Raw genomic sequence first — 24,694 nt, forward strand, 5'->3', positions numbered from 1 at the left:
GATGTGAAAAACCAGGACTCCAATTATGAAGAGAAATTCTGGGATGAAGTAAGCCGTTTAACAGCAGATCAAAACACCTATTTAACACTAAGAACAAAGAAAACAGCTTTTGAAGTTTGTACCGCTACACAAACAACCGTCCTTAAAAATGGTACAGTAGAAGTATTGTCGCCGGTTACAGAAGAAAAACCAAAATACCTTGCTTTAACTACAACTGTTGCTGTTAAACAAGGCGATACTATAGATATCTACAAGTATGCAGCTAATAGTTCTTCTATGAACTATGACAAGGCAGCGCTACAAAAAGTGAGCAGTGAGGTGTTGGCACGTGCGGCTCAAAAAGGTTTTGAGCAATTACTACAAGAACAAGCTGCTGCATGGTTGGCTAAATGGGAAGAAAGTGACATCCTTATTGAAGGTGATGTTGCTGCACAGCAGGCCATCAGGTTCAATATTTTCCAGATGAACCAAACTTATACCGGTAAAGATGCCCGTTTAAACATCGGCCCTAAAGGTTTTACAGGTGAGAAATATGGGGGTTCTACTTACTGGGATACCGAAGCTTACTGTATTCCTTTTTACCTGGCTACGGCACCGGCAGAGGTTGCTAAAAACTTATTGATCTACAGGTACAAACACCTGCAGAAAGCCATTGAAAATGCAGAGAAATTAGGCTTCAACAATGGTGCAGCTTTGTATCCAATGGTGACCATGAATGGTGAAGAATGCCACAACGAATGGGAAATCACTTTTGAAGAAATCCACCGTAATGGTGCCATTGCTTTTGCCATTTTTAATTACATCAGGTATACAGGCGACCAAAGTTACTTGCAGCAATATGGCTTAGAAGTGCTGATTGGTATTGCCCGTTTCTGGAAACAAAGGGTAAACTGGAGCGCTGCAAAAAACCAATTTGTAATGCTTGGTGTTACCGGCCCTAATGAGTACGAAAATAACATCAACAACAACTGGTATACAAATAAACTTGCTGCATGGTGTTTAACCTATGCACAAGAGGCAGCAGCTATTGTTAAAGAAGCAGCACCTGAATTGTACCTGAACATCGTAGAAAAAACCAAGCTGGAGGAAACACAAGAATTCGGCGACTGGAAAAACATTGCTGAAAACATGTACTATCCTTATGATGAAAAAGGTGAGGTGTTTTTGCAACAGGATGGTTATTTAGATAAAGAACAGGTATTGGTGGCAGATTTAGCTGCGGCCGACAGACCCCTCAACCAAAAATGGAGCTGGGATAGAATTTTGCGTTCTTGCTTTATCAAACAGGCCGATGTTTTACAAGGCATGTATTTCTTTGAAGATGAATATGACCTGGAAACCCTGCGCCGCAACTTTAACTTCTATGAATCCAGAACGGTACACGAAAGTTCTTTGTCGCCTTGCGTACACAGCATTTTGGCATCACGTTTGAACGACGGAGAGCGTGCTTATGAGTTTTACCTGCGTACCGCGCGTTTAGACCTTGATGATTATAACAATGATACGGAGGATGGTTTACACATTACCTCTATGGCAGGTACCTGGATGAGTATTGTTGAAGGTTTTGCCGGAATGAAAGTGAGAAATAACCAATTGTCGTTTAGCCCTTTTGTGCCACAACAATGGACATCTTTCTCTTTCAATATCAATTTTAGGGATGTTACCCTCAATGTCATGATTTCTGCAGTTGAAATCAGCATCACTAATCATGCAGCTGAGGCCATGGAGATTAAGATCCTTGACCAGGTATATCAATTCCCTACAGGACAGACGACTATAAACATAGCACATGCAAGTCAAACAAATTAAATATGTAATGGTGATTTTATTAATGGTATTGGGCACGGCCCAAACCATTAATGCGCAAAAAAACCGCAGAATCGCCAAACAAAAAGTAAGGACTATGGAGCAGCAAAAACTGATCATTTACCAGTTGTTGCCACGTCTTTTTGGCAATAGCAATACACAAAATAAAATAAACGGTAGTATTGCCGAAAATGGCAGCGGCAAGTTTAATGACATTACTGATAAAGCACTAGACGGCATCATGGAAATGGGAACTACACATGTATGGTATACAGGTGTAATTGCACATGCCAGCCTTACCGACTACAGTGCTTATGGCATACAGCCAGATCATGCTTCGGTAGTCAAAGGCCGTGCAGGTTCTCCTTATGCTATTCGTGATTATTATGATGTTGACCCTGACCTTGCTGTCGACGTCAACAACAGGATGGCCGAGTTTGAAGCTTTACTGAAAAGAACCCATCAAAAAGGACTTAAAGTCATCATTGACTTTATCCCTAACCATGTGGCCCGCAGCTACCGCTCTACAGCAAAGCCTGCTGACGTTATTGATTTTGGTGCACAAGATGATGTCACTAAAGCCTTTTCCCCACAAAATGATTTCTATTATGTTCCTGGAAAAGTTTTGGTGGTACCCAATTCACAAGACCAGTCTTTTCATGAATTCCCTGCAAAAGCCACTGGAAACAATGTATTTTCTGAATACCCTAAGGTTGACGACTGGTATGAAACCATTAAACTTAATTATGGTGTAGACTTTAGCGATGGCGAAAAGAAACATTTCTCTCCAATGCCGCCGGTATGGACCAAAATGAGAGATATTTTGATGTTCTGGGCCAACAAAGGGGTAGATGGTTTCAGGTGCGATATGGCCGAAATGGTGCCTGTAGAATTCTGGAACTGGGTGATCCCTGAAATTAAAAAAGCACATCCTGCAATGGTATTCATTGGGGAGGCTTATAACCCTCAAGCCTACGAAACTTATTTCAACGAAGGTAAATTCGACTACCTCTATGATAAGGTGGGTTTATATGATGGTTTGAAAAAACTAATCAGGAACGAAGAACATGCCGATGTCAACGAAATAACCAAAGCATGGCAGGTGGAAAAGCATGCTTTTGCAAATAAAATGCTGCGTTTCCTGGAGAACCATGATGAAGAGCGCATTGCCTCTGCCGGTTTTGCCGGAAATGCAAACTATGCACTACCAGCCATGGTGGTGTCTGCTACTTTAGCTGGCGGCCCGGTAATGCTTTATTTCGGTCAGGAAGTTGCTGAACCCGCCATAGGTAAAGAAGGCTTTGGTGGCGATGATAACCGCAGTACCATTTTCGATTACTGGGGCATCCCTGAACACCAGAAATGGATGAATAATGGCCAGTTTGATGGTGCCTTATTATCACCTGAGCAAAAAGAACTGCGCGCTTATTATAAAAAGCTCATGCATATTGCAGGTCATGCTGCAGCGGTAAAACAAGGAGAAATCTTCGAGATTCCACGCAGCGGAAACATGAACAACAGAATGTATGGCTATATTCGCTATACGCCTCAACAGCGCCTATTGGTGGTGGTTAACTTTGACCGCGAGCAAAGCATGGAAGCTGACATTGTTATTCCTGAAACGATCTTAAAAGATAAAGCGCTGAACAATATCTCTACACTCCTTGGCGAGGCAGCAAACAGCTGCAATGGAAAAACCATCAGCGTAAAAGTTAAATCTGTAGGTGCTCAAATTATTGAATTTTAATAGCTGCTATTTATGGAAGCTGCTTGAAAGGGCAGCTTTCTCACCCTTAAAACATTTTTTTAGCTAATGGAAAATATAAAGGTTAAAGCTTTAGTACAAAAACCAAGGTTATCTACCGCTCAAATCTTCAACCTGAGCATGGGTTTTTTCGGAATCCAGTTTGGCTTTGCCTTACAAAATGGTAATGCCTCCCGTATTTTACAGACCTTTGGTTCTGATGTGGAGCACCTTTCGCTCTTCTGGCTGGCTGCGCCTTTAACAGGGATGATTGTACAGCCCATCATTGGCTATTACAGCGATAAAACATGGAACCGTTTTGGTAGAAGAAGGCCTTTCTTTCTGGTAGGGGCCATCCTTACGGCTATAGCCTTAATGATTATGCCTAATGCGGGTGCCATGGCCAGCTTTATGCCTCCTATTATTATTGGGGCAGGCATGCTGATGATCATGGATGCTTCCATCAATGTGGCCATGGAGCCTTTTCGTGCTTTAGTGGCAGATAAGCTGCCAGAAAGCCAACGTAGCTTTGGTTTCTCCATGCAAACGTTCCTGATTGGTGCTGGTGCCATTGCTGGTTCCTGGTTGCCTTATATATTTTCTGAATATCTGGGCGTCTCCAAAGTAGCCGCTGCGGGACAGGTACCTGCAAACGTGGTTTATTCTTTTTATGCCGGTGCTGCCATTTTAATAACCACCATTTTGTGGACAGTTGTTACCACCAAAGAATATCCGCCAGAAGAAATGGAGCTTTACCACAATGAGCCTAAAGAAGCCGATGCTGGTTTGCTGTCTATCTTCAAAGATTTTTCTTCTATGCCTGTGGCCATGAAACAACTTGGGCTGGTGCAGTTTTTCTCCTGGTTTGCCTTGTTTTCCATGTGGGTATTTACCACGCCCGCCATTGCACAACATATTTATAAAGTATTACCCGGAGATACTTCATCGGTAGAATTTGCCGATGCTGGTAACTGGGTAGGTATTTTATTTGGTATCTACAATGGTGTTTCTGCCATTTATGCCTTGCTATTGCCAACCATTGCCCGGGCTACAAGTAAAAAAGTAGCACATGCCTTTTCTTTGGTTGCCGGTGGTGCAGGTTTGCTGTCCATTTATTTCATTAGCAATCCTGATCATTTAATTTATTCTATGATTGGTATTGGTTTGGCCTGGGGAAGTATTCTTTCTATGCCTTACGCGATCTTATCAAGCTCTATTCCTGCCCGTAAAATGGGTGTCTACATGGGTATTTTTAACTTTTTCATCACCATGCCGCAAATTGTTAACGGCTTTTTTGGGGGTATGATTGTTAAACATTTCTATAATGGCGAAGCGATCTATGCCATAGTCATAGCCGGGATATTCATGATCCTTGGCGCTGTTTCTGTCCTTTACATCAGGGATAAAAAAGAAACGATCTAATCTTACCTGCATGAGCGATCATGCAGGGTTATTCAACCTTTGCCTCCATTTCCTGCTGTACTTTTACTGTTATCACCTACACAAAAATATTGTTGCCAGGTGAATATCATATCTTTAGTAAAAGTGCTTTGATTAATTAAGGAAATTTTGTCTATTTTTACCGCCCACTTATGGAACAGATAAAAACATCATTTGATTTTGAAAAACCTATTGCTGAATTAATGCAGCAAATTGAAAAGGTTAAACAGGTTGCTGATAAAACAAAAGTAGATATGTCTGCTACCTTAACGGAGCTGGAAGAAAAGCTGGTAGAAACCAGAAATTCTACCTATACCAATCTAACAGGTTGGCAGGAAGTGCAATTGTCACGCCACCCTGAACGTCCTCAGACTTTAGATTACATCAGCATGATCTGTGATGATTTTATCGAACTTCATGGTGATAGAACCGTAAAAGACGATAAAGCAATTATTGGTGGTTTTGCCACTATTAATGGACAGACCGTGATGATCATTGGTCACCAAAAAGGTAAAAACACAAAAGAGCGTCAGTTCCGCAATTTCGGAATGGCGAATCCTGAAGGATATAGAAAAGCATTGCGCTTAATGAAACTGGCGGAGAAATTCAACAAACCTGTTATTTCTTTTATCGACACTATGGGTGCTTACCCGGGTTTAGAAGCAGAAGAACGCGGACAAGGGGAGGCCATTGCCAGGAACTTACTGGAAATGTCTGTATTGAGAGTACCCGTACTTTGTTTTGTAGTTGGTGAAGGTGCTTCGGGTGGAGCTTTGGGTATCGGTATTGGCGATAAGGTGTATATGTTAGAGCATACCTGGTATTCAGTAATCTCTCCTGAATCTTGTTCTTCTATTCTATGGAGAAGCTGGGATTATAAAGAACGTGCTGCAGAATGCCTTAAACTGACTTCCTCGGATATGTTGGGCAACAAGCTGATCGATGGTATTGTCAAAGAACCATTGGGCGGTGCACACCAAAACCCCGAGCAAATGGCAGCAACGCTAAAAGCACAGATTGTAAAAGATATGTATGAGTTAGGCTTGAAAGATACCGATCAGCTGATTGCAGAAAGAATTGATAAATTCTGTGCAATGGGCAGGGTAACAGAAGACTAAAATTACTTAAATATAGATGACCGCTTCCTGATTCAGGTGGCGGTTTTTTTTGTGCCTGGATTTTTGAAAGTCAAAATAAGTGCAACTAATAGGCACCTTTTAGTTAAGTTATCCTTAAGCCGTCCTTAACAGGGCGTTTGTATAGCCTTTGGATATACCAAGGCCCTATGAAGGCCCTATAAACGCCCTCTGAACGCCCTGTAAACTAATAGTTGACGACACGCTGTTTTATGACATCTTGTATTGGTTTTACTTGACGTGTGGTTGTCCCTGAATTTAGTTTGCTACCTGATCTTTACATATGATTGCGATTTGGCGGGCGCCAAAAAATAGTGGCACAAAAAAAGAGACCTTTCATTTTATCAATGAAAAGGTCTCTTGAATTTTATTGTTAAGCTTGCTTTATTGTCCGCCTTGTGGGAAGAAAGGGGCAAACCTTGATTCTAACATGGCAAATTGGGTTTCTAGTTTCTTGCTCAATGCTGTTTGTTGATGCTGAGCAGCTGTCTGTGCCATCTGGTTTAAGAACGACATGCCCAACTGTACGTTTTGTCCGCCTACAAACCTGTTTTTACTTGCCGAAACATCAGCAAGGTAGGTCAGTTCCTTTTGGATATAAACAGCAGACTTCTCAATCAATGCGTTTGCTCTTTTGGTATCGTTAAGGTTGTACAGGTTTTCTGCCATGAAGTAAGCACCCATCATCGAGCGCATGCCATAGAATTTTTCTGGCATCACTTCAAAATAACGCTCAACAACTTTCTTAGCCTCAGCAGTTTTACCTTCTTTCAATAAGCTGGTGATCGAAGTGTTAAACAAATTGGTGAAGATAGAGATATCATCAGCTGATTGCGTATCTAAATAAGAAGCCGTTTTGACGTTACCCCATTTAAATTTAGTCATCAGGTTATTGTACAAGACTGGAGTATTCACCAGGTCAGTTCTTGACGTTGCTGCAGTGTCCATTTTTAATGGCATTAAACGCAGGGCCATCCCTTCGCTGTACAGATAGTTATCAAGGCCGTTAAACTGCTCTGAAGGTACAGTGCTGGCAAAATAAATAGGTCTTTCCCAGTTGTTATGTGCCAGGATATCAAACATGGCTAAGGTGCCTTTAGTTACATAACCTTTATTGAATTTCCATTCTATAACAGGAGTAATCTGATTAGCTTTATCAGCAGGAACCGTACCTGTTTTAATGACATCAGCCGGGTTAACGGTAATTTTAAAGTTTTTGGTAGGGATAAAGTTTTCTCTTGTGCCATTTTGTAATGCAACTTTATCTTCGTCGTTCTCCGATAATAGAAGATCTACAATAGTCTTCAATTCTACCGAACCTTCAATTTTATAGTCCTGGTAATACATCACATCTCTGATGCCAGAAACATATTGTCCTTCTTTCATGGATATAGGCAATGGAGCAGACTCATTTTGCTTGCGTTTCATTCCATCAATATACCAGTCGGTATCAAATAAGCTTAAGTTAACTAAACGGATATCAGGGCGGATGTTTTCCACTTCCTGTGCATACCATAAAGGGTAAGTATCATTATCGCCATAAGTAAACAATATGGCGTTAGGTGCACAAGACTGCAGGTAATCCACAGCAATATCATGAGCAACCATTTTTTTTGAACGATCATGATCATCCCAACCTTGTTCTGCCATTAAAATTGGTGCAGCAAACAAGCAGATCACGGTAGCACCGATGGCGCCATTCAGTGGGGTTACTTTTTTAAAGAGCCATTCTTTGATAGCCAACACTCCAAACCCTATCCAGATGGCAAAGGCATAGAACGAGCCAACATAGGCATAATCACGCTCTCTTGGTTCCAGTGGCTTCTGGTTTAGGTAAAGTACAATGGCAATACCGGTAAAGAAAAAGAGCATGCCAACAATGCCTGCATCTTTTTGGTTGCGTTTAAAGTGCCATATAGCACCCATTAAACCAATGATTAAAGGTAAAAAGAAGAACCTGTTATAGGCTTTGCTATCTACTATTGAAGGTGGTAAGTGACTTTGGTTACCTAAAATCAAGGCATCAATAGGTTTAATGCCACTGAGCCATTGGCCTTCGTATAAGCTGCCCTGACCTTGATCATCATTCTGTCTGCCCACAAAGTTCCACATAAAGTAACGCATGTACATGTTACCCACCTGGTATTTAAACAAGAAGCTGATGTTGTCAAACAAGCTCGGAAACTTAGATTCATCAAGGCCTGTCATTTCCTGGTAGAAAGAAATATGGCGTGCATCATCACTGTACATCCGTGGAAACGGTGTAAGTCTGTCGTATTCATAGTCAGTCTTTTTACCGGCAACTTCATATTTGTCGTCACCTTTACGGTAAATATTTTTACCCTCTTTAATGCCTATTCTTTCAGAATTATAGTTCGGACCAAATAACAAAGGGCGATCGCCATATTGTTCACGGTTTAAATAGCTTAAAAAGGAGAATGCATTATCTGGGTTACTGTTATTCAGGTTTGTTTTGGCTTTAGCCCTGATGATGATCATGGCAAAAGAACTGTACCCGAAAATAATCAGCAGGGTAGAAAGGATAGCCAGGTTTAAGAATTTTTTCTGGTGTTTGATGGTATAGCGGATAGACCATACAAAAGCACCAATCACTAAAAGCGCAAAAAACAATACGCCGCTACCAAAGCCAAGGCCTAAGGTATTAACGAAGAAAAGATCGAAATAAGCACCGAAAGAAACGATGTACTGGATAATTCCATATTGGATAACAGCAAGGATCAATATACCCACAAAAAAGGTTTTAACGATGCCAGAAGTGGTAGGCTTAGCTGTTTTTCTAAAGTAATAAACAAAGGCAATTGCCGGTATGGTTAACAAGTTTAATAAATGAATCCCGATTGATAAACCCATGATGTAGGCAATAAATAGCAGCCATTTATCAGCGCGTGGTTCATCAGCATGTGCTTCCCATTTTAAGATAGCCCAGAAAACGATGGCTGTAAATAATGATGACAAGGCATACACTTCAGATTCTACTGCAGAGAACCAAAAACTATCAGACCATGCATAAGCTAAGGCACCTACTACACCAGCACCCATAATGGTGACGATGTTAGCAGTAGACAAGGTTTCGCCTGGTTTGCTCAGCGTTTTTTTAGTAAGCGCAGTGATGGTCCAGAAAAGAAACATTATCGTTGCTCCACTGGCTACAGCAGAACCGAAATTCATGAAGTATGCTATCTTATTGACATCGCCTAAGGCAAAGATGGAGAAGAAGCGTTGAATCATGAGAAACAATGGTGCACCTGGCTGATGCACAACCTGCATCTTGAATGCAGAAGCTATAAATTCACCACAATCCCAGAAGCTTACAGAAGGTTCCAGGGTTAGAACATAAGTTATTGTGGCAATAAGGAAGCAGAGCCAGCCTATTAAGTTGTTAATTTTTGAATAGTTCATTTAATTTAAATAGGATATTGTTAAGCTATTAAAATGCAGCCGAAAATAAAGAATAACTTCGAGATTAGTATAAAGATAGCGGGCTTTAACAAAATTTAACGCTTACGTAAAATTAATCTGCCTGAAAAATAGGAGGTTAAATAAAAATGTGAATTTTTTTTCGTGTAGTATTTGCAGTTTTAAATAATGTGCTTACATTTGCATTCCGTTTCACAGCAAGCGTTTTGAAAAGAACATTGCCCGATAGTATAAAGGTAGTACAACGGTTTTTGGTACCGTTTGTCTAGGTTCGAATCCTGGTCGGGCAACATAACAATATTCGGATTGCGCATCAAACCGCAGTCCGATTTTTTTTAACCCAGCATTGATACCAATTAATCATGCCTCTGCAGTTTAATCCAGTTAAACTTTTTGCCGGAACAGGTAGTAAAGAATTAGCACACAAAATTGCCGCCCAGTACGGCAAACCTTTAGGGGAGTCTACCTTAAGTAGGTTTAGCGATGGTGAATTTCAACCTTTTTACGAAGAAACAGTGAGGGGTTGCGATGTCTTTATTATCCAGTCTACTTGTCAGCCTAACGATAATTTAATAGAACTTTTAATGATGATTGATGCGGCAAAGCGTGCTTCTGCCCATTACATCACTGCTGTAGTTCCCTATTATGGTCTAGCCAGACAAGACAGAAAAGATAAACCTCGTGTAGCCATTGGTGCCAAACTAGTGGCTAATTTATTGCAGGCTGCGGGTATCCACCGCATAATGACCATGGATCTTCATGCTGCCCAGATTCAGGGCTTTTTTGATATCCCTGTAGATCACCTTGATGCTTCGGTTATCTTTGTGCCTTACATTAAAAGCCTGGGCTTACAAAACCTGACCATTGCCTCACCAGATATGGGTGGCTCTTACCGCGCACGTACTTTTGCAAAGTTCTTTAATGCAGAGGTTGTTATTTGTGATAAACGCCGTAAGCGTGCCAATGAAATTGAGTCTATGTCTATCATTGGTGATGTTGTAGGATTGGATATTGTTTTAATTGATGATATTTGCGATACGGCAGGTACCCTTTCAAAGGCTGCAGCTTTAATTATGGAAAAAGGGGCAAAAAGTGTAAGAGCTGTTTGTACACATCCTGTACTTTCTGGTAAAGCATATGAAACCATTGAAAATTCAATGTTGTCTGAACTTATTGTTACTGATACTATTCCTTTGAAATACCAAAGTGATAAAATTAGGGTTTTAAGTACGGCAGAATTATTTGCAAAAGCCATAGCTAATGTAAATGAACACGGCTCTATCAGTGAGCTTTTTAAAGTAGAATAACAATAGATTACAATATAAAATAAATAAAAATGAAAACAATCGCAATTAGCGGTTCTCTAAGAGAGAACGTAGGGAAACGCGATGCTAAAGGACTTCGCTATGAAGGTAAAGCTCCTGCAGTATTGTATGGTGGTACAGAGCAAAAACACTTTGCTGTTTTAATTACTGACCTTAAAGATGCAATCTATACACCAGAAGCAAACTTTGTAGAAATTGACATTGATGGTACTAAAACAAAAGCCATTATTAAAGATTTACAATTCCACCCGGTTACTGACGTGTTATTGCACGTTGATTTTCTTCAGTTAGATGAAGCAAAAGAAATCGTTATGGAGATTCCAATTAAATTAGTTGGTGTTTCTCCAGGTGTTAAAATGGGTGGTAAATTAGTACAAAAATTACGTAAACTTCGCGTGAGATCATTGCCTGCAAACATGCCACAAACGGTTGAAGTAAGCATTGCTAAATTAGAAGTTGGTGGTTTATTCCGCGTGCGTGACTTGGTAAAAGGTGACTATTTCGTTACTAATACAGGTGAAGACACAATCGTTTCTGTAGGAATGTCTAGAGCATTGAAACAGGCAGAACAAATTGCTGGTAAGAAATAAGATTAATTTCTTTTCAAAAGTAGAGCAGTACTGTTTATTCAGTGCTGCTTTTCTTTTTTTAAACCATTACATTTGCGCCAAATAAAAATACTTACCAAAACAGCAGCAGACATGAAGTACCTGATCGTAGGTTTAGGCAATATAGGACCTGAATATGCACATACCAGACATAACATTGGTTTCGATATTGCAGATGAGCTGGTTAAACAGCTTGGTGGAACGTTTGCTAACCTTCGCCTGGCTTATTATGCAGAACTTACTTATAAGGGCAGAAAACTGCATGTCATTAAGCCCACTACGTACATGAATTTAAGTGGCCGTGCAGTCAATTACTGGATGCATGAACTTAAAATTCCCCTGGAAAATATTTTGGTGCTGGTAGATGACCTTGCTTTGCCCTTTGGCAAATTAAGGCTGAAATTAAAAGGCAGCAGTGCCGGCCATAATGGACTGAAGAGTATTGAGGAGGTTTGCGGCGGACAAAATTATCCGCGTTTACGCTTTGGTATTGGTGATGATTTTGCTAAAGGCCGACAAATTGATTTTGTTCTGGCTCCTTTTGCCAAGGAAGAGCAGCCGGAGCTGCCAGCCCTGTTGGATAAAAGTGTGAAAGTGATTCAAAGTCTGGTGACCATTGGTGCACCTTTAACGATGACTTCTTTCAACAAATAGTTTTATTTTTTTATAAAGTACTTCCATTTCAAAAGGCTTGCTGATCACGTCATCGGCACCTGCGTCTATGGCAGTTTTTTTATCATTTTCCATTACTGCGGCAGAAAATGTAAGCACAGGAATTTGTGCTTTGCCAGCGACATAGCCAGATCTGATTAATTTAATGGCATCCAGACCATTCATTACCGGCATAAAGGTGTCCATTAAGACCATGTTATAGTCGTTCTCCCGTAACTTATTAAGCGCTTCTTGTCCGTTTTCTACCAGGTCCATTTCCACATTCCAGTCTTTCAGGATTTTTTTGATCAGAAACTGATTGATGATGTTGTCTTCGGCGACAAGTATTTTTACGTTTTCAAAAGGTTCAAACATTCCTTTATCTACTGTTTCAATGGTTTCTTTATGCTCCACCACCGAGTACCAATTGGTGAAAGTGAAAATACTGCCTTTATTTTCTTTGCTGTGTACTTCAAGAATACCATTTTTAAGCTTCGCTAAATTTTTAACGATGGAAAGGCCTAATCCTGTTCCTCCAAATTTTACTGTCGTCTGGTCATCGGCCTGTTCAAAAGTTTCAAATATCTTATCTATATTTTCTTCAGCAATGCCTATACCCGTGTCAATGACCGAAAATTTGAGTTGCACATGGTTTCCTTTGCGGTCTAAAACGGAAACCTTTAAGGTTACGCTACCTACAGTGGTAAACTTAATAGCATTGGCAATAAGGTTCATCAATATTTGGTTTAACCGCAAGGAGTCTGCCATCACCAGTGTTGGTAAATGCTCGTCAAACTCAGTAACCAGGTTAATGCCCTTTTCTCTTGCTCTAATTTTCAAGAGGTTAACCACACTCAGGCAATTTTTAACCACATTGGTTTCTGCCCTGGTAATGGTAAACTTGCCTGCTTCTATTTTTGAAAGATCAAGGATATCATTGATCACCCCCAACAAGGATTGTGATGATACTTCCAGTAAACTGATCATTTCTCTTTGTTCTTTAGTCAGTTCAGTTTGGGAAAGTAAGGTAGCAATACCAATGATGCCATTGATTGGCGTTCGGATTTCATGGCTCATGTTGGCCAGGAAATTTTCTTTAATTCTTTTACCTTGTTCAGCTTGTTCTTTGGCTTCTATCAGTTTAACCTGGTAAGCCTCTAGTTCTTGATTTTTTCTTTTGATATGACGCTGGATGCGTACAAATTGAATGAAAGAATCTACTTTTGCTGAAGTTACATAAGGGTTCAGCGGTTTATATAAATAATCTACAGCACCTGTATTTAAGCCTTTAACCGCATATTTTGTCTCCATGGAGATGGCCGTTACAAAAATGATGAGGATATCTTTTGTGCGTGGGTTGCTTTTCAGAATTTCTACCAGTTCAAAACCATCCATACCGGGCATTTGCACATCCACCATCGCTATAGCGATATCCTTTTCCCAGCATATTCTTAACGCTTCGTTAGGTGAGATGGTCGTGATGATATTGATATCATCTCTTTGCAACAGGGCTTCAAGAGCAACAATATTTTCAGTCCTGTCGTCTACAATAAGTAAGTTGATCTTTTCGCTATGATTTTGTGTCATTTACAAGGGTGTTCTGTTAGGCTATTTTTTGGTAGATATTATTTTTTTGATCAATTACTTTAAATCTTTTAAAGTCTGAATTTCTTAACGTTTCTTTAGAGCCCAGGCATAAAAAGCCAAAGTTAGCTAAACTATCATAAAAAAGATCAATTACCCTTTGTTGAAGTTCAGGTTTAAAGTAGATCAGTACGTTGCGGCAAGAGATAAACTGGAATTCATTAAAGACCCCGTCGGTCGCCAGGTTATGGGTAGAAAACAACACATTCTTTTTTAAAGAATGGTTGATGGTAACGGCATCATATTTTGCGGTATAGTAATTAGATAAAGTGCCGGCAACACCAGTTTCAAAGTAGTTCTCTGCATATTTCTTCATGTTTGTCAAACCATAAATGCCATTTTGAGCCTGCTCCAATACATCAGCATTGATGTCTGTTCCATAGAAATAAGTGCGGTCGTAAAGCCCGGCTTCTTTAAACAGAATAGCAAAAGAATAGAGCTCTTCACCGGTGGAGCAGCCAGCATTCCAAATCTTGATGTTTTGGTATGACTGCATGTAAGGGATGATTGTTTCATTGACGGCTTTGAACATCTCAGGATCACGAAACATCTCTGTAACGTTGACCGTTATCTCTTTTAAAAAACTTTCAAAATAGGAGAAGTCATTGGTCAGCAAGGTACGGAGTTCAAATAAGCTTAACTTTTGCAATTGCATAATTCGAGTTACCCTTCTTTTGATGGAAGCCTCTGCATAGAGGCTAAAATCAAAATCATAGATATGTTTGATCAAACTGCTCAGTTGAGCCAGTTCTTCAAAGTTGATGGTTTCTGGGTTATGTTTTTCCATGTTAACTGAGCCAAACGCGCATCATGGAAAATAACTTGTCAAGGTCAACAGGCTTAGAGATAAAATCATTGGCACCGGCCTCAATACACTTCTCCCGATCTTGCTTCATGGCTTTGGCTGTTAAAGCAATGATGGGTAGTTTTTCAAATTGTTTATTGAGCCTGATGGCTTTCATCGCTTCATAGCCATCCATCTCGGGCATCATGATATCCATCAGGATCATGTTAATCTCCTCATGTTCTTCTAATTTCTGCAAGGCCTCTTTACCATTGTTAGCTACAACAATCTTGAGGTTAAAATCTTGCAGGGCACTCGACAAGGCAAAGATGTTGCGCATGTCATCATCAGCAATCATAATGGTTTTATGGTGTAATGTTTTTTCCAGGGTGATGGCTGAAGACTTGTTGTTTTCTTTTTTAAGTTTATTGATAAACAAACTCACCTCATCAATAAGCCTGTTGTTAGATTTGGTAGATTTCAAGACCATGGCTTCGGTATATTTCATGATGTGCGCCATTTTATCTTTATCAAGTTCCATGGCGGTATTGATAACTACAGGAATATGGGTAAATGCAGGGTTTTCTTTAATCTGGTCTAACAAGTCGAAGCCCGAGATATCAGGAAGATTTAAATCAAGAATGATACAGTCAAAACTACGGGCATTTAACAAGGCCATGGCTTCTTTGCCGCTAAATGCCTGGTCTACCTCAATACCTTTGCTCATGAGTTCTTCTTTAACAATTTTGCTTTGCAGCTCTTGATCCTCAATAAGGAGTACTGTTTTAAAATTATATTTAAGCTGGTAATGTTTAATAGTGTTAAAGGCCTGGTCAAGTTGCTCCATCGCAATGGGCTTTTTAAGGAAACCTATAGCGCCTTCATGTTGTGCTTTATCATCTCTTTCATCACCTGCAGACATCATGTGTACCGGGATGTGCTTAGTTCTTGGATCTGCTTTAAGTTTTTTAAGGATGGTCCAGCCATCCATTACAGGAAGCATAATGTCTAAAACAATGGCATCAGGCAGTTCTTTGAAAGCCATTGCTAAGCCTGTATCTCCACTATGCGCCAGCATAGGTTTAAAACCCTTCTCCAGCGCGTAATTTTGGAGCACATCGGCAAACACCACATCATCTTCCACAATGAGTAAAACCTGTTCTTTACCTTCTGTAGAGTTCCAATGCAGTTCATCGTTATGCTGTGTGGCCACAGGTATTTCCATTGTTAAGGTGGGGCTGTCATTAACCAGTGCCGTATTGTATTGTTCAGGTAAAAACAGGGTAAAAGTACTTCCTGTACCTACTTCGCTCTGCAGTTGTATTTCGCCACCAAGTACATTGGCAAGTTCCTTGCTGATTGACAGGCCTAAGCCTGTACCACCATATTTTCTGCTGGTAGAGCCATCGGCCTGCTGGAAAGCCTCAAATATCAATTGCTGTTTATCTTCCGCTATGCCAATTCCAGCGTCTTTAACTTTAAAGGCCAATATTTTATTGGCTTCTTTAAGTTGAGCAGAGCGGTATTGCTGGTTGGCTGGAGCTTCTGCGACATCAAAAATGATGGTGCCTGAGGCAGGCGTAAATTTAAAAGCGTTAGACAAGAGGTTTTTAATGATCTGCTCCACACGGCTCAAATCAGTAACAAAACGGGTAGAAAGCTGGTCGGCTAATTGGGTTTTGAAAATGATGTTTTTCTGGTTGGCCATTTCATTAAAGAGGGCCTCCATATGGTTGATGATTTCTTGTGGTTTAACAGGCTCTATCACCAAGTCAACCTTCCCTGATTCTATTTTGGTAAGGTCGAGGATATCATTGATTAAACTCAGCAAATCTGTTCCTGCAGTTTGAATTACACCAGCATATTTAATCTGGTCAGCATTCATGTTCTGCGTTTTATTTTCTTTTAATATTCTGGCTAGAATTAAAATGCTGTTCAGTGGAGTCCTTAATTCATGACTCATGTTGGCCAGGAATTCAGACTTATATTTGCTGGAAATAGAAAGCTCCTGCGCTTTAATGCTGATGGCTTCTTTAGCCCTGCTGATGGAAGTATTTTTTTCTTCCAGCTCCGCATTTGTTTGTCTTAATTCTTCTTGCTGTACCCTTAATTCTTCTTCTGAAGCCTGGAGTAACTCTGTTTTATAGATAAGTTCTTCGTTGGTGGTCCGCAATTCTTCCTGCTGACTTTCCAATTCTTCGGCCTGTTGTTGAATTTGTTCAAAAAGCCTTTTGAGTTTATCTCGTTCTTGTGCGCTGTTAAGGGCAATGGCAATGCTTTCGCAAATGGTATCCAGAAATTGAAGATTTGCTTCACTCATTTTCCTGTTCAGGGAAAGTTCAATAACAGCAATGACCTCCTGCTTAAATAACACAGGAAGGATGTATAGTGATTGAGGAACAGCCTCACCTAAACCAGAACGAACCGTGAAATAATTAGCAGGAAGAGACTCAAAAAGCCTTGCCTTTTTTTCTAAGGCCACCTGGCCGGCGAGGCCTTCACCAAACTGGTAAGGATTAGTGCTATCCGGCTTTTTAAATGCATAGCTGCCGGTATGTTTAATTTGTTTTTGTGATGCATCTGTTAGGTAGAAAATACCCATTGGTGCATCCATAATGTGGCAGATTTTAGCAATGACATGGTCGCTCAGCTCGTCTGGGTCCTGCTCACCACGCATTACTTCGTTCACTTCGGCAACGCCAGAAAGCAGCCAGTTTTTATTCTTGTTCTCTGTAGAAAGACTACTCAGTAATTTGTTTTGATCACGGATCCGTTTTTCTGTCTTTAGCTGCTGCTCAAAAGTATTTTTGATATAAACAAATAGAAAGATGATGATACTCAATATGGCGATGGAAGTGCCTAGGATGGTATTTATGGCCTTTTCAACATTCTCATTAGTCTTTTTCTTTCTTTCTTCAAGCAGCTTTTTTTCAACATTAACGAATTCAGTGGTCAAACCCGTGATGATGTTGTTGGTTTCTTTAACTTTATTATCGCTGGCTACTTTAAGTGCAGCATTGGTGCCTAAGGTTTGGTAGGTATCCATGGTACGCTCCATTTCATCGAGCTTGATCAGCACATATTTTTCAATGGAGTCAACTTTTAATTGCTGTCGTGGATTATCACTCACCAGCTCTTTTAGCTCGTCAAGTTTGCCGGCGATAGTTTTTATATTGGTTTGATAGGGTTTAAGTAAAGATAGTTTATGACTGAACAAAAAGTTGCCTAAGCTGTTTTCGGCTGTAACCAGCTCTAAGCTAACATGTTCAGCTTTATTCATTACTTCATAGGTGTGGTTTTCTAAGCTGGAATATTTTTGGAAAGATTTAATGCTGTTGTAACCTGTGCTAATGGCAAATAGGAGAAATAGAATTGAAAGTGAAACTCCAATTAAAACTTGTTGTTTGAAAGATAGTTTAAACATAGCCAGCAGAAATATATATAAGCAATGTTAGGCAAAAAAAACAAATCGCTTGTGCATATTAAACAGCTATCTTAATAAAAACTTAAATATATTCATTTATTTTTGCTAGATATGAAAGTTTACGGCATCCCTAATTGTAATACGGTTAAAAAAGCCCTTGATTGGTTAACAGATAAAGGCATAATTTATGAATTTCATAACTTCAAAAAAAGTGGCATCAGCGAGGAGAAACTACAGGAATGGTGTACTGCTTTTGGCTGGGAAAATGTGCTGAATAAAAAAGGTACGACATGGAGAAAGCTGAGTGCCGAAGAGCAGCAAACAGTAAGTGATCAGGCTTCTGCAATTAAAATTTTAAGTGAGCACACAAGTGCTATCAAAAGACCCATTATAGAACAAAATGGTAAAGCTATTTTACTTGGTTTTAACGAAGAAAAGTATAGCGAAGTGCTGTAAGTTTGACCTTAGGCTGAGAAACTTTTCTTGTTAAATTTTGTTAAATCGGGTATTGGATGATGAAACTATACTAAATTTGGCCATGGTTAAAAAACTGATCTTATTCTTTATTGTGGTTTTGCCCTTTAAACTGCTGGCACAAGGAAGTGTTACTGGAACAGTTTATGACTTTGAAAACCAAACTTTTCCTTTGCAACAGGTTGCGGTTAAAAACCTAAGTAATCAGCAGATTGCCGTAACTAAAGCAAATGGGCAATTTGTGATTCCTGCAAAAAAAGGTGACCTGCTTACCTTTTCTTTGGTGGGCTACCACGTAGATACTTTATACCTTACTGATTTAAAAACGAAGACTATTTTCCTTCCTGCAATTTCTAAAAACCTTAAGGAAGTTGCTATTGTAAAGACAAAACTTTCGCCTTACCTGGATTTGGAGAATCCTAATGCAAAGGAAAGCAAGCGCATATCTACAGACGGTATAGAAGATAAAAACAATACCGATAGGGCAGGAGGCTTGCAGTTTGCGCTTGGCTATGGAAAATACAGACGGGAACAAGAAAAAATAAAAATGCTGGAAGAACGTGATGTCTATGAAACTGAAATTAACCGTAATTTCAATGAGCAAACGGTACATGAGCTCATCAAACTCACCGGAAAGGAGTTAAAAGATTTCATCAATATGTTTAAGCCATCTGTAGCTTTAATTAAAAGCGAAAGGCCTTTTAACTATTCTTATTACATTGCCCAGGCACATCAAAAATGGCTTAAGTTGCCACCGTCGCAACGGGTTACCCCTCCAATGCAATCTTTGGGTCCAAAGAAATAATCTTTACGTATCAATTCTGTTAATGTTAAGTGGGTATTAAAATTGAATTGATACTTTTATCCCAACAACTTTTATACCTAATGTTATGACTAAAAACTTTGTAAAATACCTGTGGGTTTTATTTTTATTGAGTGCAATAAATATCAATGCCAATGCGCAAGAGGCAAAGGTAAATAAGGGAAGTACTTATGATGCTTTTAGTCCCCTTTTCTATACCCAGAATGGTAATGAATACCGATCGGCAAATGGCTCTCCTGGGCCTAAATATTGGCAAAACCGTGCTGATTATAACATCTCGGCAAGACTTGATGATACCAATCATTCCCTCACAGGATCGGTAACTATAACTTATACCAATAACAGTCCTGATGCCCTCCCTTTTATCTGGCTGCAATTAGACCAGAATCTTTTCGCTGAAAATTCTCGGGGTGCTTCTTTAATTCCTGCAGGCAGCCGTTATGGTTCGCGTGGTGAAAAAATAAACGGCGGCTATTCCATTAAAGGTTTAACCGTATCGCAGCAAAGTAAGGCTGCGAATTTCAAAATTAAAGGTTCGCCACTGGGGCAAAACACTAAAAAAGCAAACTTTACTTCTATCATTGAAGATACCCGTATGCAAATCCGTTTGGCGGAACCTCTTGCTGCCAATGGGGGCGTTATCACCATGAAAATGGATTTCTCCTTTGTCATTCCTATCAATGGATCTGACAGAATGGGGCACCTGACCACTAAAAATGGCGAGATTTATACCATTGCACAGTGGTTTCCACGATTGAGTGTGTATGATGATGTATTGGGATGGAATACTTTACCATACTGGGGTGCGGGAGAATTTTACTGTGAATATGGTGATGTAACCTTTACAGTTGATGCACCAGCAAGTCACCTGGTGATGGGTTCTGGTGAACTGACCAACCCTGCTGAAGTATTTACAGCTACACAATTGAAACGTTGGAATGCCGCGAAAAATAGCGATACTAAAATTGCTATACGCTCTGCAGAAGAAATTACAGATCCTAAATCGCGCCCTTCGAAAGACCGTTTAACCTGGAAATTTAAAATGAAAAACACCAGGGATGTAGCCTTTGCATCATCGAAAGCTTTTGTTTTAGATGCTGCGCGTATCAACTTGCCAAGTGGTAAAAAGGCCTTGGCGGTTTCTGCACAACCTGTAGAAAGTAATGGTAATGATGCCTATGGCCGTGGTGTGGAATATGTAAAAGCTTCTATTGAGCATTATTCGGAAAAGTGGTTTGAATATCCTTACCCAATGGCCGTTAATATTGCCTCTAATCAGGGTGGAATGGAATATCCAGGAATAGTGTTCTGTGGCTGGACAGCTAAAAACGCTGATGTCTGGGGCGTAATAGATCATGAATTTGGACATACCTGGTTCCCAATGATTGTTGGTAGCAATGAACGTAAATTCGGTTGGATGGATGAAGGTTTCAACACCTTTATCAATGGTCTTTCTACGGCCGCTTTCAACAATGGCGAATATAACAATAAGAGCATTGGTGTGCCGTTTTTGACGAAAATTTTTACCAGTCCATCAGCGGAGAAGGTAATGCTGGCACCAGATGCCATGCGTGAACCGAATATTGGTGTCAACTTGTATTACAAACCTGGTTTGGGCCTTGATTTATTAAGGAACCATATTTTAGGCGTTGATCGTTTTGATTACGCTTTTAAAAATTACATTAAACAATGGGCATTTAAACACCCTACACCCACAGATTTTTACCGCTCTATGGAAAATGGTGCAGGTGAAGACTTGTCGTGGTTTTGGAAAGGTTGGTTTATGGAAAACTGGAAAATGGACCAGGCCATTACCAGCGTTACCGTGTCTAAGAAAGACAATATAGTTGATGGCTATAACATACAAGTGGCTAACCTTGAAAAACTGCCTATGCCTATTCTTTTAACCATCACGTTGAAAGGCGGCAAGAAAGAACTGGTTAAACTTCCTGTAGATGTTTGGATGCGTAATAATACATGGACTGTTCACTACCCGACGAAAGAAGAAGTGATTGCTGTGGAATTGGATGCTAACAAAGAGCTGCCAGATGTGAATACCGAAAACAATAGCTGGAAAAAATAATAATCCACTGTTTAGCTCAAAATGGCTTCATTACACTAGGTAGTGAAGCCATTTTTTATTTCCTATATTAGGACCTAAATTAACCAAAAATATAATTCCTATGTTCGCTAGTAATGCCCAACGCTTACTTTTTTTAATGGCAGGCCTGCTCTTATTGGGCACTGCAACTCCTTTAAATGCACAAAAGTCTAAAAAGTCTGCCTACCTGTTTACCTATTTCACGGGCAATGGGAAATACAGGGAGGCGATCCGTTTTGCCATCAGCTATGACGGTTATAATTATAAAGCTTTAAACAATAACAATCCGGTATTGGATGTTGAAAAAACAAGCTTTACGGGCGGCGTTCGAGATCCACATATTTTGCGTGGTGAAGACGGCAAAACCTTTTATATGGTGGCTACCGATATGCAGGTGGCAAAATATGGCTGGGGGCCTAACCATGGTTTGGTGATGATGAAATCTACAGACCTCATCAATTGGGATACCCACCTGGTGAATATCAACATCACTTTTCCTGCTTTTGAAAATTCTAACCGTGTATGGGCACCACAAACCATTTACGATCCTGTAGCGAAAAAATACATGCTGTACTGGTCTATGCGTTTTGGCAATGGACCCGACATTATTTATTATTCATTCGCCAATAAAGATTTTACAGCCTTAGAAACAGAACCTAAACAATTGTTTTTTAGTCCTGATCATTTGTCTTGTATTGATGGGGACATCATTTTTAAAGATGGAAAATACCACCTTTTTTATAAAACAGAAGGCTCGGGAAAAGGAATAAAAAAGGCAGTATCCAGTAGCCTGACGGAGGGCTATGTTCCTCAGGACAAATATTTGCAGCAAACTACTGACCCAGTAGAAGGTGCGGGGATCTTTAAATTGAGCGGTACCAACAAGTACATCTTAATGTATGATTTGTATACCAAAGGCCGCTACCAGTTTACAGAAAGTACAGACCTGGAAAATTTCAAGGTGATAGATCAACAAGTTTCGATGGACTTTTTACCCCGACATGGGACAATCATGGCTATTACGCCTAAAGAAGCAAAAGTGTTGGTTAATTACTGGGACAAAGCCAGGATGGCAACTGTAGAGCTTTCACCTGCTGAACGACCAAAGAACCCGATCTTAAATGGCTATTACGCAGATCCGGAAATTCTATACGCTCAAAAAACTGGTCAATATTATTTATACCCTACCAGTGATGGTGTTGTAGGTTGGGGTTCTACCTCCTTTAAAAGCTTTTCTTCAAAAGATCTTGTGAACTGGAAAGATGAAGGGGTAATTTTGGACTTGCCTAAAGACGTTAGCTGGGCACAAAAACATGCATGGGCACCAACAGCCATTGAAAAGAAAATTAATGGCGCCTATAAATACTTCTATTATTATACAGCAGCACAGAAAATTGGAGTAGCCGTGGCAGACCATCCGGCTGGACCTTTTAAAGATAGTGGCAAAGCGCTGGTAGCTGAAAAACCTGCAGGTATAAAAGGAGGACAAGAAATTGATCCGGATGTTTTTACTGATCCACAAACAGGTAAAAGTTACCTTTATTGGGGTAATGGCTATATTGCGGGTGTTGAATTGAATGAAGATATGGTTTCTTTTGACCAGAGCAAACTGAAGATCATTACGCCCGACCGTACCTTCAGAGAGGGAACCGAAGTGTTTTACCGAAATGGTATTTATTATTTCTTATGGTCTGAGGGTGATACCAGAAGTGAAGATTACAGGGTAAGGTATGGAACGTCAACTTCACCACTTGGAAAAATTACCGTGAAGGAAAACAACCTGATCTTGAGTAAAGATACAGCACAGGGTATTTATGGTACGGGCCATAACAGTGTGATCCAAATTCCTGGTAAAGATGAATGGTATATCATTTACCACCGCTTTTCTTATCCTAATGGACAAAAAGTAGGTAGAGCAGCAGGTTTTTACCGTGAAGTGTGTATGGATAAACTTACTTTTAATGCGGATGGCAGCATACAAATTGTAAAACCTACTTTAGAGGGAGCAAATACATCGGAAAAAAGCCACTAGACCTTAAGTTTAGTGGCTTTTTGATGTTATTTAAAAAAACTTTCTTTTAGTTTTTGAGCATCTAATACTGCAGGTGGTACATCCAGGCGGATTAACCATCCTTTTTGTTTCAGTAAAGCAATTTCTGTTTTAGCTACAGAAAGATCTTTACCTTTAATTGACTGGTGGAACAATAGTGGAGCCTTCGGTTCCACGTTCGCTGGTGTAAAATAAAGTGCTTCTAACCTGAATTTAGGCCATAATTGAATATCGCCCATATTTGCGGAGAAAATTTTAACTGCCGAATGTGGAGGGATAACACCGGCAAATTCACCCCTGAAGTGTTCGCCTTTTTCTGAACTGAAAGCCAGCAAAAACTGAAAAGAGGTATCGTTAACCAAATGAAAATGCGCAATAACATTGCTATGTTGATCGCTCACTAAACCAAGGTAAACGCCTTCTTTAATAAACTCCGCTTCAGGAACAACAGCTTGTGTTCTGTTTTGAACCAGGTTGTTTTCATCTGGAATTTCGCCATGTACCAGCGTAACTTTGGAAGCCAGTACAGGTATTTCAAAGTCATCAGCATCGGTAACACCAATCATGTCTTTATCAATAATTCGGGTGATATAACCCTCAATATTCTCGTCGACAAAACGAACAAAATCACCTAATTTTACTTGCATAGTTCAAATTTAGTTATTACTTGCTAATTTTACACTATGGAAAAGGCACAAGAACAAGCAAACAACCCGCTACATGGTAAAACGCTTGAGTTTATAGTGAAGCAACTGGTTTGGCATTATGGATGGCCCGAAATGGGTAAACTGGTGCGTATAGATTGCTTTAACAATAACCCTACAATGAATTCCAGCCTTAAATTTCTCCGTAAAACCGACTGGGCCCGTAAGAAGGTAGAGAAATTATACCTGGATACTTTTCACTAAACCTTTTAATTGTCAAAAAACTGATCGCAATAGCAGCCAGCTTGTTGGCTTGAGTCACACTTTCCGATCCTTGCAAGAGACGCCAAGCAATGGGTAGATTTATTTGTTATAAGTCCTTGATTTATAAATCTTATTCTCTTACCTTTGCAGTCCCTTTATTAGGGGTAAAGTTTTTAAATATTAATAGAAAAACAAATAAACAATGCCAACCATTCAACAATTAGTTAGAAAAGGTAGAGTAGCACTGGAGTTCAAGAGTAAGTCTCCTGCGTTGGACAGCTGTCCACAGCGAAGAGGTGTATGTACACGTGTATATACCACTACCCCTAAAAAACCAA

At 39.9% G+C, this 24,694-nt stretch carries 17 protein-coding genes, 1 tRNA gene and 1 pseudogene; 14 read left to right on the forward strand and 5 right to left on the reverse strand.

Features of this window, described 5'->3' with window-relative positions; translation table 11 throughout:
• The 4 genes from ACR2F7_RS04925 to ACR2F7_RS04940 all read left to right on the forward strand — a co-directional run.
• The coding region (locus tag ACR2F7_RS04925; protein WP_432712478.1) for a family 65 glycosyl hydrolase domain-containing protein at positions 1-1,809 on the forward strand (1,809 nt) is incomplete at its 5' end.
• Positions 1,790-3,553 (forward strand): alpha-amylase family protein, encoded by a 1,764-nt coding sequence (locus ACR2F7_RS04930; protein WP_432712479.1) that lies wholly within the window; start codon positions 1,790-1,792, stop codon positions 3,551-3,553. The genes ACR2F7_RS04925 and ACR2F7_RS04930, both read left to right, overlap by 20 nt.
• Before the next feature lie 66 nt (positions 3,554-3,619).
• Positions 3,620-4,972, forward strand: a complete 1,353-nt coding sequence (locus ACR2F7_RS04935) for an MFS transporter (RefSeq protein WP_432712480.1) — start codon at positions 3,620-3,622, stop codon at positions 4,970-4,972.
• Between the two features lie 170 nt (positions 4,973-5,142).
• Positions 5,143-6,108, forward strand: coding sequence for an acetyl-CoA carboxylase carboxyltransferase subunit alpha (locus tag ACR2F7_RS04940; RefSeq protein ID WP_432712481.1), 966 nt, complete (start codon positions 5,143-5,145; stop codon positions 6,106-6,108).
• 402 nt (positions 6,109-6,510) lie between these two features.
• Here the strand turns inward: ACR2F7_RS04940 and ACR2F7_RS04945 are convergent, their stop codons facing one another.
• The gene (locus ACR2F7_RS04945; RefSeq protein ID WP_432712482.1) at positions 6,511-9,546 is read right to left on the reverse strand and encodes a glycosyltransferase family 117 protein; all 3,036 of its coding nucleotides are present in this window, start codon (positions 9,544-9,546) and stop codon (positions 6,511-6,513) included.
• A 237-nt stretch (positions 9,547-9,783) separates the two neighbouring features.
• Between ACR2F7_RS04945 and ACR2F7_RS04950 the strand changes: the two genes are divergently transcribed.
• The 4 genes from ACR2F7_RS04950 to pth all read left to right on the forward strand — a co-directional run bounded on the left by ACR2F7_RS04950 (position 9,784) and on the right by pth (position 12,151).
• Positions 9,784-9,854 (forward strand) — tRNA-Gln (locus ACR2F7_RS04950).
• 72 nt (positions 9,855-9,926) lie between these two features.
• On the forward strand, positions 9,927-10,871 hold the full coding sequence (locus tag ACR2F7_RS04955) for a ribose-phosphate pyrophosphokinase (protein WP_432712483.1): 945 nt from the start codon (positions 9,927-9,929) through the stop codon (positions 10,869-10,871).
• A 29-nt stretch (positions 10,872-10,900) separates the two neighbouring features.
• Complete coding sequence (locus ACR2F7_RS04960; protein WP_432712484.1) at positions 10,901-11,479, forward strand: 50S ribosomal protein L25; 579 nt, start codon at positions 10,901-10,903, stop codon at positions 11,477-11,479.
• A 111-nt stretch (positions 11,480-11,590) separates the two neighbouring features.
• Entirely contained in the window at positions 11,591-12,151 is a 561-nt protein-coding gene (gene pth, locus ACR2F7_RS04965) for an aminoacyl-tRNA hydrolase (protein WP_432712493.1), read from the forward strand.
• Here pth and ACR2F7_RS04970 read toward each other — a convergent pair.
• The 3 genes from ACR2F7_RS04970 to ACR2F7_RS04980 are packed head-to-tail and all read right to left on the reverse strand — an operon-like array spanning position 12,125 to position 18,000.
• Positions 12,125-13,735: a response regulator gene (locus ACR2F7_RS04970; protein ID WP_432712485.1), complete on the reverse strand. Its 1,611-nt coding sequence runs from the start codon at positions 13,733-13,735 to the stop codon at positions 12,125-12,127. The two genes, pth and ACR2F7_RS04970, sit on opposite strands and share 27 nt — an antisense overlap.
• A gap of 16 nt (positions 13,736-13,751) precedes the next feature.
• Entirely contained in the window at positions 13,752-14,579 is an 828-nt protein-coding gene (locus ACR2F7_RS04975) for a CheR family methyltransferase (protein WP_432712486.1), read from the reverse strand.
• Between the two features lies 1 nt (position 14,580).
• A complete protein-coding gene (locus ACR2F7_RS04980) occupies positions 14,581-18,000 on the reverse strand; it encodes a response regulator (protein WP_432712487.1) in 3,420 nt (1,139 codons plus the stop codon).
• A 111-nt stretch (positions 18,001-18,111) separates the two neighbouring features.
• Here ACR2F7_RS04980 and ACR2F7_RS04985 point away from each other — a divergent pair, with 111 nt between their 5' ends.
• The 4 genes from ACR2F7_RS04985 to ACR2F7_RS05000 all read left to right on the forward strand — a co-directional run bounded on the left by ACR2F7_RS04985 (position 18,112) and on the right by ACR2F7_RS05000 (position 23,430).
• The gene (locus tag ACR2F7_RS04985; protein ID WP_432712494.1) at positions 18,112-18,456 is read left to right on the forward strand and encodes an ArsC family reductase; all 345 of its coding nucleotides are present in this window, start codon (positions 18,112-18,114) and stop codon (positions 18,454-18,456) included.
• 82 nt (positions 18,457-18,538) lie between these two features.
• Positions 18,539-19,279 carry a hypothetical protein gene (locus ACR2F7_RS04990; RefSeq protein WP_432712488.1) on the forward strand — a complete coding sequence of 247 codons (741 nt, stop codon included), beginning with the start codon at positions 18,539-18,541 and terminating at the stop codon, positions 19,277-19,279.
• An 85-nt stretch (positions 19,280-19,364) separates the two neighbouring features.
• Positions 19,365-21,380, forward strand: a complete 2,016-nt coding sequence (locus ACR2F7_RS04995) for a M1 family metallopeptidase (protein WP_432712489.1) — start codon at positions 19,365-19,367, stop codon at positions 21,378-21,380.
• Positions 21,381-21,480: 100 nt separating this feature from the next.
• Positions 21,481-23,430, forward strand: a complete 1,950-nt coding sequence (locus tag ACR2F7_RS05000; protein WP_432712490.1) for a family 43 glycosylhydrolase — start codon at positions 21,481-21,483, stop codon at positions 23,428-23,430.
• A 26-nt stretch (positions 23,431-23,456) separates the two neighbouring features.
• Here ACR2F7_RS05000 and ACR2F7_RS05005 read toward each other — a convergent pair whose 3' ends face one another.
• Positions 23,457-24,095, reverse strand: coding sequence for a hypothetical protein (locus tag ACR2F7_RS05005; RefSeq protein WP_432712491.1), 639 nt, complete (start codon positions 24,093-24,095; stop codon positions 23,457-23,459).
• A gap of 36 nt (positions 24,096-24,131) precedes the next feature.
• On the opposite strand from ACR2F7_RS05005, the gene ACR2F7_RS05010 reads away from it, so the two are divergent.
• Complete coding sequence (locus tag ACR2F7_RS05010; protein ID WP_432712492.1) at positions 24,132-24,356, forward strand: VF530 family DNA-binding protein; 225 nt, start codon at positions 24,132-24,134, stop codon at positions 24,354-24,356.
• A gap of 202 nt (positions 24,357-24,558) precedes the next feature.
• Positions 24,559-24,694: pseudogene (locus ACR2F7_RS05015) on the forward strand (30S ribosomal protein S12); the annotation flags it as partial.

This window comes from Pedobacter sp., assembly GCF_045628745.1.
GTDB lineage: Bacteria > Bacteroidota > Bacteroidia > Sphingobacteriales > Sphingobacteriaceae > Pedobacter.